At 75.6% G+C, this 13,633-nt stretch carries 14 protein-coding genes; 8 read left to right on the forward strand and 6 right to left on the reverse strand.

Translation table 11 applies throughout. The features are described from left to right. Positions 1-49 precede the first annotated feature (49 nt). Entirely contained in the window at positions 50-808 is a 759-nt protein-coding gene (locus ACFC1T_RS13225) for a Clp protease N-terminal domain-containing protein (protein WP_375887470.1), read from the forward strand. Positions 809-875: 67 nt separating this feature from the next. On the opposite strand, the gene ACFC1T_RS13230 is transcribed toward ACFC1T_RS13225, so the two are convergent. The 5 genes from ACFC1T_RS13230 to ACFC1T_RS13250 all read right to left on the reverse strand — a co-directional run bounded on the left by ACFC1T_RS13230 (position 876) and on the right by ACFC1T_RS13250 (position 4,180). Continuing rightward, the gene (locus tag ACFC1T_RS13230; protein WP_375887473.1) at positions 876-1,367 is read right to left on the reverse strand and encodes an NUDIX domain-containing protein; all 492 of its coding nucleotides are present in this window, start codon (positions 1,365-1,367) and stop codon (positions 876-878) included. Positions 1,368-1,450: 83 nt separating this feature from the next. After that, on the reverse strand, positions 1,451-2,428 hold the full coding sequence (locus ACFC1T_RS13235; RefSeq protein ID WP_375887475.1) for a sigma-70 family RNA polymerase sigma factor: 978 nt from the start codon (positions 2,426-2,428) through the stop codon (positions 1,451-1,453). 151 nt (positions 2,429-2,579) lie between these two features. Further along, on the reverse strand, positions 2,580-2,846 hold the full coding sequence (locus tag ACFC1T_RS13240; RefSeq protein ID WP_375887478.1) for a hypothetical protein: 267 nt from the start codon (positions 2,844-2,846) through the stop codon (positions 2,580-2,582). Positions 2,847-2,966: 120 nt separating this feature from the next. Further along, positions 2,967-3,233, reverse strand: a complete 267-nt coding sequence (locus ACFC1T_RS13245) for a UBP-type zinc finger domain-containing protein (protein WP_375887480.1) — start codon at positions 3,231-3,233, stop codon at positions 2,967-2,969. A gap of 50 nt (positions 3,234-3,283) precedes the next feature. Next, on the reverse strand, positions 3,284-4,180 hold the full coding sequence (locus ACFC1T_RS13250; protein ID WP_375887482.1) for a helix-turn-helix transcriptional regulator: 897 nt from the start codon (positions 4,178-4,180) through the stop codon (positions 3,284-3,286). A gap of 196 nt (positions 4,181-4,376) precedes the next feature. Here ACFC1T_RS13250 and ACFC1T_RS13255 point away from each other — a divergent pair, with 196 nt between their 5' ends. Continuing rightward, positions 4,377-5,138 (forward strand): SDR family oxidoreductase, encoded by a 762-nt coding sequence (locus tag ACFC1T_RS13255; RefSeq protein ID WP_375887485.1) that lies wholly within the window; start codon positions 4,377-4,379, stop codon positions 5,136-5,138. A 155-nt stretch (positions 5,139-5,293) separates the two neighbouring features. Then, positions 5,294-8,086, forward strand: a complete 2,793-nt coding sequence (locus tag ACFC1T_RS13260) for a lysylphosphatidylglycerol synthase domain-containing protein (protein WP_375887488.1) — start codon at positions 5,294-5,296, stop codon at positions 8,084-8,086. A gap of 42 nt (positions 8,087-8,128) precedes the next feature. Here ACFC1T_RS13260 and ACFC1T_RS13265 read toward each other — a convergent pair whose 3' ends face one another. After that, on the reverse strand, positions 8,129-8,326 hold the full coding sequence (locus ACFC1T_RS13265) for a hypothetical protein (protein WP_375887489.1): 198 nt from the start codon (positions 8,324-8,326) through the stop codon (positions 8,129-8,131). Positions 8,327-8,694: 368 nt separating this feature from the next. Here ACFC1T_RS13265 and ACFC1T_RS13270 point away from each other — a divergent pair, with 368 nt between their 5' ends. From ACFC1T_RS13270 to ACFC1T_RS13290, 5 genes are all read left to right on the forward strand, one after another. Continuing rightward, complete coding sequence (locus ACFC1T_RS13270; RefSeq protein ID WP_375887491.1) at positions 8,695-9,339, forward strand: class I SAM-dependent methyltransferase; 645 nt, start codon at positions 8,695-8,697, stop codon at positions 9,337-9,339. Next, the gene (locus tag ACFC1T_RS13275; RefSeq protein ID WP_375887494.1) at positions 9,336-9,935 is read left to right on the forward strand and encodes a TrmH family RNA methyltransferase; all 600 of its coding nucleotides are present in this window, start codon (positions 9,336-9,338) and stop codon (positions 9,933-9,935) included. Before ACFC1T_RS13270 ends, ACFC1T_RS13275 begins: the two co-directional genes overlap by 4 nt. Positions 9,936-10,045: 110 nt before the next feature. Next, positions 10,046-10,987 (forward strand): ABC transporter ATP-binding protein, encoded by a 942-nt coding sequence (locus tag ACFC1T_RS13280; RefSeq protein ID WP_375887497.1) that lies wholly within the window; start codon positions 10,046-10,048, stop codon positions 10,985-10,987. Then, the gene (locus ACFC1T_RS13285) at positions 10,981-12,576 is read left to right on the forward strand and encodes an ABC transporter permease subunit (protein WP_375887499.1); all 1,596 of its coding nucleotides are present in this window, start codon (positions 10,981-10,983) and stop codon (positions 12,574-12,576) included. The genes ACFC1T_RS13280 and ACFC1T_RS13285 overlap by 7 nt, the downstream gene beginning before the upstream one ends. 102 nt (positions 12,577-12,678) lie before the next feature. Continuing rightward, positions 12,679-13,611: a 3-oxoacyl-[acyl-carrier-protein] synthase III C-terminal domain-containing protein gene (locus ACFC1T_RS13290; protein ID WP_375887501.1), complete on the forward strand. Its 933-nt coding sequence runs from the start codon at positions 12,679-12,681 to the stop codon at positions 13,609-13,611. The last annotated feature ends 22 nt before the right edge of the window (positions 13,612-13,633 follow it).

Below are 13,633 nucleotides of genomic sequence, written 5' to 3' on the forward strand. Positions count from 1 at the left end.
CGTCAACCGATGGTTGACGATCCTCGGATCGACAACCTACGGTTGACGCATGGAGAATCCCGTTGTCCCCAACACCACTCCGCTGCGCCTCGACGACCTGATCGCCGCGATCAAGAAGGTCCACACCGACGCGCTCGACCAGCTCTCCGACGCGGTCATCGCCGCCGACCACCTCGGCGAACTCGCCGACCACCTCATCGGCCACTTCGTCGACCAGGCCCGCCGCTCCGGCGCCTCCTGGACCGACATCGGCCACAGCATGGGCGTCAGCAAGCAGGCCGCCCAGAAGCGCTTCGTCTCCAAGGGCCCGGGCAGCCCGGCCGACCTCGACCCCAGCCAGGGCTTCTCCCGGTTCACGCCCCGGGCCCGCAAGGTCGTGGTGGCCTCGCAGGAGGAGGCCCGCCGGGCCAACAACCCCGAGATCGGCCCCGAGCACATCCTGCTCGGCCTGCTCGCCGAGCCCGAGGGCATCGGGCTCAAGGCGCTCCTCGCCCAGGGCGTCACCCCGGAGGCCGTCCGGACGGCGACCACCGCCGCGCTGCCGACCGCCGTCGAGCAGCAGGTGCCCGCGCTGATCCCGTACTCCACCCAGGGCAAGAAGGCCGTCGAGCTGACCTTCCGGGAGGCGCTCAAGCTCGGGCACAACTACGTCGGCACCGAGCACATCCTGCTCGCCCTCCTGGAGTTGGAGAACGGGAAGGGCGTGCTCGCCGGGCTGAACGTGGACAAGACCGAGGCGGAGACCTTCGTCTCGGAGGCCGTCGCCGCCCTGATCGCCGCCCGGGAGGCCGACCCCGGGGCTCGGTGAGGACCGGCCCACCGACCGTGCCCCGGGGTGGACTCCCTTCCGGGGCACGGCACTTCGGCAGCTCGGCCTAGAAGCCGGAGATGTGGGTGGTGACGATCCGGACCCGGCCGTCGGCGGCCGCCTCCAGGGCCGCCCGCAGCCGGGCCGAACGGGCCGGGCCGAGCAGCTCCAGGGCCTCGTCCAGCGGGGCCCAGCGGTGGGTGTCCAGCTCGCCGGCCGGGACGGTCACGGGGGTGCCGTCCGGGACGGTGCCGAAGTCGAACATCAAGTGCTGGGCCGGGTGGTCGAGTTCGTTCGAGGGGTGGGTCCAGGAGATGGCCAGCAGGTCGCCGGCCTCCTTGACGATGCCGGTCTCCTCCTCCAACTCCCGCGCGGCGCACTCGACCGGGCCCTCCCCGAGGTCGATCGTCCCGCCGGGGAACTGCCAGTGCTCGCGGTACCCGGCCTTCACGATCAGGATCCGGCCGGACTCGTCGCGCAGCAGGCAGCCCGCCGCCGCGTAGATCCGGGGCAGCGAGGCCAGCCACTCCTCGCGGGATCTCAAGGGCTCAGCCGTCACGGTGTTCCTCCTGGGGCAGGGCGGTTCGGTCGCCCCCACTCTGCCACCGGGGCGCCGCCGCCACGCCCGCCGAGCAGCACGGCCTACTCGGCCGGGAGCCGGGCCGGGAGGCCGAACAGCGGGAAGAGCACGTCGGTGTCGAGGAAGTTGGTGAGCCCGGTGATCCGGCCGTCCGACACCTCCGGCACGACCAGCTCCCACGGCGCGTACCCGCCCGCCGGGCCCGGCCGGTACTGGGCGAGGGCCGGACCGCCGTTGGCCGTCACCGGGAGCAGCCGGGAGCCCCGGCAACCGTGCCCCGGGCCCAGCATCCAGGCCCGGACCTCGGCCGCCCCCCGCAGCCACATCGAGTACGGCGGCATGTTGAGCGTGACGTCCTCGTGCAGCAGCGCGGTCAGGCCGTCCATGTCGTACGCCTCGAAGGCGCGGACGTAGCGCTCCAGCAGGGCGCGGTGCGCCTCGTCCAGTGCGGCGGCCGGGCGGGCGGCGGAGGCGTCCGCGGCGAGCACCGCGCGGGCCCGCTGCAACGCGCTGTTGACCGAGGCGACCGTGACGCCGAGCAGTTCGGCGACCTCGGCGGCCTTCCAGCCGAGCACCTCGCGCAGGATCAGCACCGCCCGCTGCCGGGGCGCGAGGCGCTGCAGCGCGGCGACGAAGGCCAGCTTCACCGACTCGCGCCGGGCGGCCACCTCGGCCGGGTCCCCCGTCTCGGGGAGCACCCGGCCGTCCGGCGCGGGGCCGATCCACGTCACCTCGGGCAGCCGGACGTCACTCGCGGTGGCCACCGTCACCGGACCGGCGAGGTCCATCGGGCGGGCCCGGCCCTTGCGGCCGTTCAGCGCGTCCAGGCAGACGTTGGTGGCGATCCGGTACAGCCAGGAGCGCAGCGCCGAGCGGCCCTCGAAGCCCCGGTGCCCGCGCCAGGCGCGGACCATGGTCTCCTGCACCGCGTCCTCGGCCTCGAAGACCGAGCCGAGCATGCGGTAGCAGTAGCCGGTGAGTTCGGTGCGGTGGCGCTCCAGTTGGAGCTCCACCGGCTCCTGCGTGGTCACGTCGGTCATGGTGCGCCCCCGTCGCCTCGTGCGTACCGTCCGCCCCGGCGCGCCCTGTGCGTTCCGGGCGCCCCGCCGCGTCCTGGTGAACGGCTCGAACGTAGCGCACCCCACTGACAGTCGGCCGGTCAGCGGGGTGCGTGGTCGGCGCGGGGCCGGCTCAGTGGGCCGAGTGCTTCTCGGCGCCGCGGTGGCGGTGCCCCTTGAGTTCCGCGTGCATCGCCGGGGCGGCGTGCGGCATCGCGGAGGCCGCGTCCCGCCCGCCGTGGCGGAAGACGTCGCCGGCCGGGCTCCCGGTGGCGGACAGCGCGCCGAAGGCGGGCTTCGGTCCGAGCCGGCCGGGCATCGTCGCCATGCCCCGGCGTTCCAGCAGTTCCTGGGTGCCCTTGCGGAGCTGGGCGGTGCTGCCCGCGGTTCGCTTGGTCATCGTCGGCCTCCCTTCGGCGGCCGCGGCCGGACGGATGCCGGACCGAGGGGCCGCTCGGGTGTTATGTCCGGATTTTATCCGGTCGACGGGCCGGTGCCACCGGAGCGGTCGGGGGCCGGCTCAGCCCATGACCTCGTGGACGTAGCACCAGCGCCAGTCCTCCCCCGGTTCGTAGGAACGGATCACCGGGTGGGAGGAGTTGTGGAAGTGCGCGGTGGCGTGCCGCTGCGGCGAGTTGTCGCAGCAGCCGATGTGGCCGCAGTCCAGGCAGACCCGCAGGTGCACCCAGTCCCGGCTGCCCCCGGCCAGGCAGTCCGCGCAGCCGTCGGTGGGCGGGGCGGGCTCGATGTCCCGGGGGGCCATGGCGAGGTCTTCGCAGGCGGTCATGTTCGAAGGCTATGACGGCTCCGGCCGGGCCGCCCGCTCAGACCGTTCGCTCAGGACCCGTCCCCGGACTCCACGGGCTCTGCGCGCTCCGCGGGCTCCGGAACCGGGCCGGCGGCCGTCCAACTGGCCAGCAGGGCCAGCCTCTGGGCGGTGGGCGAACCCGGCGCGGCGGTGTAGGCGACCAGCACCTGGTCCGGCGAGCCCTGGACGGCCAGGGTCTCGAAACCGAGGTCGAGGTCGCCGACCAGCGGGTGCCGGAGCAGCTTCACGCCGCTGGTCTTCTCCCGCACCAGGTGGTCGGCCCAGAGCCGGCGGAACTCCTCGCTGCGCACCGACAGTTCGCCCACCAGGGCGGCCAGGGCCGGGTCGTCCGGGTGCAGCCCGGCGTCCCGGCGCAGCTGGGCGACGGTCTCGGCGGCGACGGCGTCCCACTGGCGGTACAGGGTGCGGGCGGCCGGGTCGAGGAAGGCGTCCCGGACCTGGTTGAGCGGCGCACCGGGCTTTCCGGCCGCGGCGCGCTCGGAGAAGCCGTTCACCGCGTCGCCCAGGGCGTTCCAGGCCAGCACGTCCATCCGGCGGCCCAGTACGAAGGCCGGCACCCCGGTCATCAGGTCCAGCAGCAGCCGCGTCCCCGGGCGGACCCGCCGGTCCCCGCGGACCTGGGCGGGCGCCTCCTTCGGCGGGCGGTTCAGCGACCGCAGGTGCGCCGTCTCCGCCTCGTCCAGCCGCAGCACCCGGGCGACCGCGTCCAGCACCGCGTCCGAGGCGCTCCCGCCGCGGCCCTGCTCCAGCCGGATGTAGTAGTCCACGCTGACCCCGGCGAGCTGCGCCACCTCCTCCCGGCGCAGGCCCTGCACCCGGCGGCGGCCGTGCGCGGGCAGGCCCACCTCCTCCGGCTGGATCCGGGCCCGGCGCGAGCGGAGGAAGTCCCCCAGGGTGTTCTCCATGCCAGGCAGGGTAGCCCCGGGGCGACGGCCCGAGGGTGGTACTGCCTTTCCCAGGCAGGGACTTCCCGGGTAAGGACTTCCCGGGAAGTCCTTACCCGGGAAGTCCTTACCCGGGAAGAACGTGGCCCTGGGTAGGCGCGCGGCGGCGCCGCAGAGTGGTCGACGTCAGCAGGTCGAACCCCTCCAGGAGTCCCCGATGAGCTACCCCGCCCTCGCCACCCGCACCGCCGTCGTCACCGGAGCCGCCAGCGGCATGGGCGCCGCCACCGCCCGGCTGCTCGCCGCGAACGGCGCCCGGGTCGCCCTGCTCGCCCGCCGCACCGGGCGGATCGACGCGCTCGCCGCCGAGATCGCCGCCGCCGGCGGGCAGGCCCTCGCCGTCACCGCCGACATCACCGACCAGGCCTCGGTCGACGCCGCCGCGAAGGCCGTCCACGCCGCCTACGGCCCGGTCGACCTGGTGGTCAACAACGCCGGGGTGATGCTCGCCAACCCGCTCGCCGACGGGCGGATCGACGAATGGACCCGGATGGTCGACACCAACCTCACCGGCGCCCTGCGGATCGTCCGCGCCTTCACCGCCGACCTCATCGCGGCCGCCGCCGACGGCCGCACCGCCGACCTGGTCAACGTCTCCTCCATCGCCTCGCACGTCTCCTTCCCCGACTACGCGGTGTACGGCGCCACCAAGGCCGCCCTCACCCAGCTCTCCACCGCCCTGCGCACCGAGTTCGGCCCGCGCGACGTCCGGGTCAGCGCCGTCGAGCCCGGCCTCACCGACACCGAACTCGGCGAGCACATCGACAACCCGGTGCTGCGCGAACAGCTCGGCGGCCTGTTCACCGCGATCCCGGCGCTCGGCGCGGACGACATCGCGGACCTCATCGCCTACACCGTGAGCCGGCCCCGGCACGTCAACCTGCGCCACCAGGTGGTGCTGCCGACCCGGCAGGCGTGACGCGGGCGGGCCCGGGGCGGGACGGGGGCGGGGCACGACAGGGGCGGGGCGCGACGGGGGGCCGGGGCGCGACGGGGGGCGGGGCGCGACGGGGGCGGGGCGGGGGCGCCGAACCCGCGCCCCCGGCCCACGGGCGGCATGGGAGCATGCCACCCGTGGCGATCGTGACGGGGAGTACGAACGGCGACACCGGCGGGGGCGGCACCACCACCCCGGCCGGACGACCGGACAGCGACGGGGAGATACCCGGGCAGCGGCATGCCGACAGGGCCGCACCCGGCCGACCGGGAGGACCGGGAGGCCTGCGACGACGGGCCCGCCCGTTGGCCGAGGCCGGACGGGTCCGACAGCCCGTCGCCCTGATCCGGCTGCTCACCGGCCTGATCACGATCGCGCTCACCCTGCTGCTCGCCGACTACGCCCGCGCCACCACCGGCGGCATCGCCGCCGACGTCGCCGGGGCCGCCGCGCTGGTCCCCAGGCCGCTGGCGAACCTGGCCGGCGGGCTCACCACCGCCGCCGTCCTGCTGCTGCCCGTCGGCCTCGCCGTCCGCCGGCTGCTCGGCCCCGACCGGCGGCGCGCCCTCCAGCAGGTCTCCGACGGGCTGCTCGCCGCCGTCATCGCGTACGGCGCCACCCTCGCCCTCGACCTGTGGGCCGACGACCTCGCCCCGGCCTCACTGCTCACCGCCCTCACCCAGCGGCTGCCCGCCGACGCGCTCGCGCACACCGAACCCGTCTACGGCTACCTGGCGCCCGTCCTCGCCTTCATGACCGCCTCCGCCAGCCGCGAACGGCGCCTGCCCTGGGCCGTCCTCACCCTCTCCGGCCTCGCCGGACTGGCCGGCGGGTACGCCACCCCCACCGCCCTGCTGCTCGGGCTGCTCATCGGCTGGACCGGCGCCCACGGCACCCTGTACGCCGTCGGCACCCCGGACCCGCGGCCCCGGCCCGGCGAAGTGCTCCGCGCCCTGCGCGACAGCGGACTGCGACCGGTCGAGGCACTGCCCGCCGGACCGGACCGCTACCGGGTCCGGCAGGCCGACGACCGGCCCGAACTCGACGTCCAACTGCTCGACCGGCAGGCCGTCACCGCCGCCGCCGTCCAGCGCGCCTGGCGCCGCCTGCGGCTGCGCACCGCCCCCCACCCGCGCGCCCTGCGCTCACCGCGCACCGGGCTGGAACACGAGGCCCTGGTCACCTACGCCGCCCTCGCCGCCGGCGTCCGCACCCGCCGGATCGCCGCCACCGCCGGCCTCGGCCACGACACCGCCCTGATCGCGTACGAGCACCTGGCCGGACGCACCCTCGACCGGCTCGACGACGAGGAGATCACCGACGGGCTCCTCACCGACGCCTGGGGCCAGCTCGCCCTGCTCCAGCGCCGCGAGATCGCCCACCGCGCCCTCGTCCCGTCCTCACTGCTGGTCGACGGCACCGGCGCGGTCCACCTGGTCGACTTCGCCGACGGCGACATCGCGGCCAGCGAACTCGTCCTGCGCTGCGACGTCGTCCAACTGCTCACCACCCTCGCCCTGCGGGCCGGCGCCGACCGCGCCGTCCGCACCGCCACCACCGTCCTCGGCCGCGACGCGCTGGGCGCCGCACTCCCCCTCCTCCAACCGATCGCCCTCGCCCGCTCGACCCGCCAGGCGCTCAAGCGCCGCCCAGGCGCCGGTCCGGCGGGGGTGGGGGCGGAGGCCCCGGAGAGGGGCGGCCACGGTGCGGTCGCGTCGACACCGGGCGCGTCGACACCGGGCGGGCAGGCGCCGGGCGACGCGGCCGGCAGCGGGCAGCAGACCGGACAGCCGGTGGTCCCGGACGGCAGCTCGGGCAGCGCTGCCGTCCCCACCTGGTCGTCCGCCGCTCCGGCGGTCGGCCGGGTCGGCCCGGCCGCGGAGGCCGGCTCCGCGGCCGGGGCGGAGGCCGGGGTGGCCGGCGGGTTGCTGGAGGAGATCCGGGCGGAGGTGTCGCGCGGGCGCCCGGAGGTGGTGGGGCGGCCGGTGCGGCTGGAGCGGTTGCGGCCGCGGACCCTGTTCGCCGTGGCGGGCGGGGTGGTGGCCGGGGTGCTGCTGATCCCGCAGTTCTTCGCGGTGGAGGACAACCCGATCGCGGCGCTGACCGATGCCGATCCGTGGTGGATGGCGCTGGCGGTGCTGGCCGCGGGGCTGAGCCACGTGGCGGCGGCGATGGGGTTCGTCGGGTTCGTGCCGGAGCGGCTGAACTTCCGCAACGTGGTGCTGGCACAGCTGGCCGGGGCGTTCGTGAAGCTGGTGTCGCCCGGGGGCGTCGGCGGGATCGCGCTGAACACCCGGCTGCTGCAGCGGGCGAACATCCCCACCGCGCAGGCGCTGTCCAGCGTCGGGGTGGGGCAGTTGATCGGGCTGGTGCTGCACCTGCTGCAGCTGGGGGCCTTCGTCTACCTGGTGGACGCGCAGCCGGGCGGTTCGGAGCTGGCGGCGCTGCCGGCCGTGGTCGGCGGGCTGGTGGTGGCGGCCGTGCTGCTGGTGGTGGTGTGGTCGATCCCGCCCGCCCGGCGGTGGCTGGCGGCGCGACTGCGGCCGTTGACGGCCGAGGTGCTGCCGCGGCTGCTGGACCTGCTGCGCAATCCGGGGCGGCTGGCGGTGGGGGTGGCCGGACAGCTGGCGGTGTCGCTCTGCCTGATCACCTGCCTGTACTGCTGCGCCCTGGCGATCGGCCGGGCACCGTCCTTCGCCGCGGTGGCGGTGGTGTTCCTGGTGGGCAACGCGGCGGGCAACGCAGCGCCGACCCCGGGCGGGGTCGGCGCGGTGGACGGGGCGCTGCTCCTGGGGCTCCAGCAGACCGCGTCGATGGAGGAGGGCGGGGCACTGGCGGCGGTGGCGCTGTTCCGGCTGCTGACGCTGATCCTGCCGGTGCTGCCGGGCTGGGCGGCGATGACCTGGTTGCAGCGCCGCAAGGCGCTGTAGGGGACGTGTGGGGGCTGGTGAGGTGCCGGTGGGCGCTTGCCGCTACTCCCGGTACTCGTCCTCGTCGAGCTGGACGACCCGGCTCTGCTCGGCGGCGTCCGCGAGGTCGGTGGCCGGGTCCCCGCCGACGGCCCGGCGCTCGGCGACCTCGTCGTACTCGTCGCCGTCGGTCGCTGCGTCGTCGGGCTCGACGGTCTCGGCAGCCTCGTCGATCAGGTAGTCCTCGTGATTCTGCGGCATGGCGTCCGTCCTCACTGTCGGGAGGCTCCCAGGGCCCGGATGGCGGTACTCGCAGTATCCGCCGCCGGGCGCGCGGACGCGACGTGCCGAGGGCCCTCCGGCGTACTGTCCGGGCCTCGACCACGCCCGCCCCGCTCCGGAGGCGTTCCGCGCGACGATCGCCCCGGACGCCGCCCGGGCGGCCGCGCCGACCGGTCCGGGGCCCCGCCCGCGGGCCCGTCCCCCCGGGGCCGGGCGGAACGCCCCGCAGGCCGCCGGGGGTACGATCGGTGCCGTACCCAGGGCCGTCCCGCACCCACCCGGTGGGCCCCGAGGCCCATCCGCACGACGGCCTGACCACGACGGCCCTTACGAACGACGGGGAACCCATGTCCGGCTCGCACTACTTCTCCAGTGCGCCCGAGGTCGCCAGCGAGCGCCGGCCGATCACGGTCTCGCTCCCGGACCTGACCCTCGAACTCACCACCGACGCGGGGGTGTTCTCGCACGGCCGGCTCGACCAGGGCACCCGGGTCCTGCTGGAGCACGCCCCGCAGCCGCGGGTCCGCGGCCCGATCCTGGACGTCGGCTGCGGCTACGGCCCGATCGCGCTGACCTGGGCGAGCCGCCGCAAGCGGCTCCCGGTGTGGGCGGTGGACGTGAACGAGCGCGCGCTGGAGCTGGTCCGGCTGAACGCGGGGGCGCTGCGGCTGGGCAACGTCCAGGCCGCGCTGCCGGACGAGGTCCCCGAGGACCTCCGGTTCGCCACCATCTACTCCAACCCGCCGATCCGGATCGGCAAGGCCGAGCTGCGCGGGCTGTTGACCCACTGGCTCGGCCGGCTGACCCCGGACGGCTCGGCGTTCCTCGTGGTGCAGAAGCACCTGGGCTCGGACTCGCTGCAGAAGTGGCTCAACGAGCAGGGCTACCCGACCTCCCGGGTCGCGTCGGTCAACGGGTTCCGGATTCTGGAAGCGCGGCCCCGCCCGGAAGCGGGCGAGGGCACCGAGAGTGGACGGGGAACGACGTCGTGAAGCAGCTGCGCGGGACCGAATTGAAGCGACTGCACCGCACCTGGCGGCGCAGCAACGAGTTCCGGCTCGCGATGATCCTGGAGAACCTGCAGTCGCCGTTCAACGTCGGTTCGGTGGTGCGCACCGGGGCGGCGATGGGCGCCGAGAAGCTGTACCTGACCGGGGACACCCCGTCGGTGCGCTCGTCCGGCGCGCAGAAGGCCGCGATGGGCACCGACAAGTACCTGAAGGTGGAGCACTTCCCGACCGTCGCCGAGGCGGTCGCGGCCGCGAAGACCGACGGCTTCAAGGTGGTCGGGCTGGAGCTGGCGGACGACGCGGTGCCGATGTTCGCCGCCGGGCTGACCCCCGCGGTGGCCTTCGTGCTGGGGCACGAGGACCGCGGGATCACGCCCGAGGCGCTGGAGCTCTGCGACCAGGTGGTGTTCGTGCCGCAGCTGGGCCGGGTCGGCTCGCTGAACGTCTCGGCGGCCGCGACGGTGGCCTGCTACGAGGCGCGCCGGCAGGGGTACGCGATCAGCGGCACCCCGGACGGGAGTGACGCCGGGGGCGACCTCGGCGGCGACGTCGAGGGCGACTTCGGCGACGAGGACTGACATCTGATCCGTCGTCAGATGATCGGAGGGGTGTGCCGAACGGCACACCCCTCCGGCGTTCCCCGGCGTGATCCGGTGCCGGAAGCCGCCGGATATCTGCCGAACGGCAGATGTGCGGGCACGGCCCGGACGGAAGCATTCGGGACGTGACCGAACTCCAGATCCTCGACCTCACCAAGGAGTACCGCGGCGGCAGACGCGCGGTCGACTCCTTCTCGCTGACGCTCCGGCCCGGCGTGCTCGGCCTGCTCGGCGCCAACGGCGCCGGCAAGTCGAGCCTGATGCGCATCCTGGCCACGGTCACCCGGCCCACCTCGGGGCGGGTGCTGTGGGAGGGGGTGGACATCGCCCGCCGGCCCGGGCCGCTGCGCCGCGCCGTCGGCTACCTGCCGCAGGACTTCGGCGTCTACCCGCAGCTCACCGCCCGCGAGTTCCTCGCCTACCTGGCCGCCGCCAAGGGGCTGCGGCGGCGCTCCGCCGCGGCCCGGATCGAGCAGCTCCTCGACCTGGTCAACCTCACCGGCGCGGCCGGGCAGCGGCTCGGCGCGATGTCCGGCGGGATGCGCCAACGGGTCGGCATCGCCCAGGCGCTGCTCAACGACCCGGCGCTGCTGATCGTGGACGAGCCCACGGTCGGGCTCGACCCGGAGGAGCGGCTGCGCTTCGGCAGCCTGCTCAGCGGGCTCGGCGCCGACCGGATCGTCGTGCTGTCCACCCACATCGTCCCGGACGTCGCCGCCACCGCCGACCGGATCGCGGTGATGGGCGGCGGGCGGCTGCTGCACCACGGCAGTCCGGAGGAGCTGCTGCGCGGGGCCGAGGGCTCCGTCTGGGAGCTGACCGTCGCCGCGGACGGGCTCCCGGCGCTGCGCTCGCGCTTCCCGGTCGGCGCCACCACCCGCACCCCGGAGGGCGTCCGGGCCCGGGTGCTCTCCCGGCAGGTGCCCGCGCCCGGGGCGCGGCCCGTACCGCCCCGGCTGGAGGACGCCTACCTGCTGCTCACCGCCGACCGCACCGGGCCCGGGCAGCCGGAGGCGGTGAGGGCGTGGTGACGCGCATCGGGGCGCTGGCCCTGGCCGACTTCCGGGAGCGCCGGCGCCGGCCCGGCTACCTGGTGGTGCTGCTCGGCACGCTCGCGCTCGGGCTGCTCGCCGCGCCGGTGGGCGACTCCCGCTGGGAGGTGTTCCAGGTGACCGACCTGCACGGCCGCTACACCAGCGGCTACGTGGGGACGGTCACCGCGCTCGGCGGCGCGGTCTGGCTCTCGCTGGCCGGCTTCGGGATCGCCCGGGGCGGCATCGGGCGGGACGAACAGAGCGGTGTCGGCCGACTGCTCGCCGCCACCCCGCTGAGCCGGGCGGGCTACCTGGCGGGCAAGTTCGTCGGCAACCTGCTGCTGTTCGGCTCGATGCTGCTCGCGCTCGCCGGGACGGCGCTCGCGGTGCAGCTGGTCAAGGGCGACTCGGGCCGGGTGGACGCGGTGCGGCTGCTGCTGCCGTACGTCCTGATCACACTGCCGCTGCTGGCGGCGGTGGCCGGGTGCGCGGTGCTCTTCGACACCGTGCCCGGGCTGCGCGGCGGGCTGGGAGCGGCGGTCTGGTTCGCGGTCTGGCTGGTGACGGTGCTCGGCGCGCAGGCCGGCGGCGGGCCTGACCTGCTGGGCATGCGGCGGGTCACCGCCTCGATCCGGGAGTCGCTCGCGGCGGGCGGGCGGCCGGTCGCCGGGGTGGAGTTCGGCGTGGGCCTGACGGCGGACAACCGGGTGCTCGGCACCTTCGACTGGCCCGGGCTCGGGCCCGGCGAGGCGGGCGGACCAGCGGCCACGGGGGTGCTGCTGGTCGGCGCGGCGGTGGGGATCGCGCTGGTCGGGGCGCTCTGGTTCCGGCGCTTCGACGGGGATCCGGCCCGGCGGGGCAGCCGGCCGGCGCGGCCGGGCGTCGCGGGCGGGCCGGGCGTCGCCGACGGGCCCGGCGGGGGCGCGGCGGGGTCCCCGTCCGCGGCGGCCGGCTTCGCCCTGGACCAGGCCCGGCCGGCCGCTCCCCGGCAGGGACGGATCGGCTTCGACGCGCTGCTCGGGGAGCTGCGGATCCTGGTGCGGGGGCAGCGGCTCTGGTGGGCCGGGGCGGCCCTGCTCGCGGTGGCCGCGGCGGCCGTCGCACCGGACGGGCCGAGCCACGCGGTGCTGCCGTTCGCGGTGCTCTGGCCGATGCCGCTCTGGGCCCGGATGGGCCACCGGGCCGACGGCGGCAGCACCGAGCAGCTGCTCGCCACCTGCCCGTCCCCGCTGCGCCGGGGGCTGGCCGGGCTGCTCGCCGGGATCGTCCCGGCGCTGGCGGTGACGGCCGTGCCGGCCCTGCGGCTGGCCGCCGCCGGGCAGTCCCGGGCCGCGCTGGGCGCCGTGGCGGGCGCGCTGCTGGTGCCCGCCCTGGCCCTGCTCTGCGGCAGCCTCAGCCGTGGGCCCCGGCTGTTCCAGACCGTCTACCCGATGCTCTGGTACGGGATGGTCAACCACGTCTCCGGGCTGGACTTCCTGGGCGTCTCCGGAGACCGAGCCCCGGCCCCGGCGGCGGTCGCGGGGCTGGCCGCCGCGCTGGCCGCGGCCGCGCTCGCCCTGGAGGCGATACGCCGAGCCGTACGGTGACGCCCGGGCGGTGACGCCGGAGGGTGACGCCGGGCGGTGGGGGCCGGAGACGGTCAGCCCGGCGTCAGCTGCCCGTCAGCGCCGCGCGCCACCGTAGTGGGCATGACGTCGATCACGGCGGTCTCCAGCTGCCTTCCCGACACCATCCCGATCGCCCGCTTCCAGCAGCGACTCCAGCTGACGGACGTCCAGTTGCGGCGCTACCAGCGCTTCTACGGGCTCGCCGAGGTGTGCCGCGACCCGGCGGCCACCGAGACCGAGCTGCTGCTGCGCGCCGCGACCAAGCTGGTCGAACTGCGCGGCCAGGAACAGCGCGTCAAGTACGTCCTCCAGGCCCGCACCATGCCCTCGCCACTGCCGTACCCGCTGACCTCGCTCGGGCCGCTCCAGGCCGAACTCGGCCTGGAGCACGCCACCGCGTTCGTCGTCTCGCACCACGCCTGCGCCTCCGGCCTGCTCGCCCTGGACCTGGCCGGCACCCTGCTCGCCGCCGACCCGGACCCGAACGCGCTGGCCCTGGTCGTCGCCGGGGAGAAGGCCTGCACCGCGCAGACCCAGTCCATCCCGGACGTCACCGTGATGGGCGAGGGCACCGCCGCCGTCCTGGTGAGCGCGGACCGCTCCGGCCCGGACCGGATGACGGGCTACGCGGCGCGCACCTACCCGCGGTTCGGCGACGAGTTCGTCATGGGCGAGGTCGCCGCCAAGGAGTTCCAGGACCTCTACGGGCCCGGCCTGTGCGAGGTGATCGATGCGGCGCTGGCCGAAGCGGGCTGCGGGATCGACGAGTTGGCGCTGGTGCTGCCGCACAACGTCAACCGGCTGTCCTGGATCGGCGTCTGCAAGGACCTCGGGCTGCCGCTGGAGAAGGTCTTCCTCGACCTGGTCGGCGAGACCGGCCACTGCTTCTGCGCCGACCCCTTCATCAACCTGCAGAAGGCCACCGAGCTGGGGCGGCTGCGCCCCGGCGACCGCTACCTGATGACCAGCGTGGGGCTCGGGGCGACCTTCGCCGCCATGGTGTTCGAGCACTGACGCGCCCCTCCGGCACCACCGG

The organism is Kitasatospora sp. NPDC056076 (genome assembly GCF_042266305.1).
Lineage (GTDB): Bacteria > Actinomycetota > Actinomycetes > Streptomycetales > Streptomycetaceae > Kitasatospora.

Coding starts and splice junctions, on each gene's coding strand:
- ACFC1T_RS13225 (WP_375887470.1), top strand. CDS start 50: ATGGAGAATCCCGTTGTCCCCAACACCACTCCGCTGCGCCTCGACGAC.
- ACFC1T_RS13235 (WP_375887475.1), bottom strand. CDS start 2,428: ATGACCGACGTGACCACGCAGGAGCCGGTGGAGCTCCAACTGGAGCGC.
- ACFC1T_RS13265 (WP_375887489.1), bottom strand. CDS start 8,326: ATGCCGCAGAATCACGAGGACTACCTGATCGACGAGGCTGCCGAGACC.
- ACFC1T_RS13240 (WP_375887478.1), bottom strand. CDS start 2,846: ATGACCAAGCGAACCGCGGGCAGCACCGCCCAGCTCCGCAAGGGCACC.
- ACFC1T_RS13280 (WP_375887497.1), top strand. CDS start 10,046: ATGTGCGGGCACGGCCCGGACGGAAGCATTCGGGACGTGACCGAACTC.
- ACFC1T_RS13270 (WP_375887491.1), top strand. CDS start 8,695: ATGTCCGGCTCGCACTACTTCTCCAGTGCGCCCGAGGTCGCCAGCGAG.
- ACFC1T_RS13245 (WP_375887480.1), bottom strand. CDS start 3,233: ATGACCGCCTGCGAAGACCTCGCCATGGCCCCCCGGGACATCGAGCCC.
- ACFC1T_RS13255 (WP_375887485.1), top strand. CDS start 4,377: ATGAGCTACCCCGCCCTCGCCACCCGCACCGCCGTCGTCACCGGAGCC.
- ACFC1T_RS13250 (WP_375887482.1), bottom strand. CDS start 4,180: ATGGAGAACACCCTGGGGGACTTCCTCCGCTCGCGCCGGGCCCGGATC.
- ACFC1T_RS13290 (WP_375887501.1), top strand. CDS start 12,679: ATGACGTCGATCACGGCGGTCTCCAGCTGCCTTCCCGACACCATCCCG.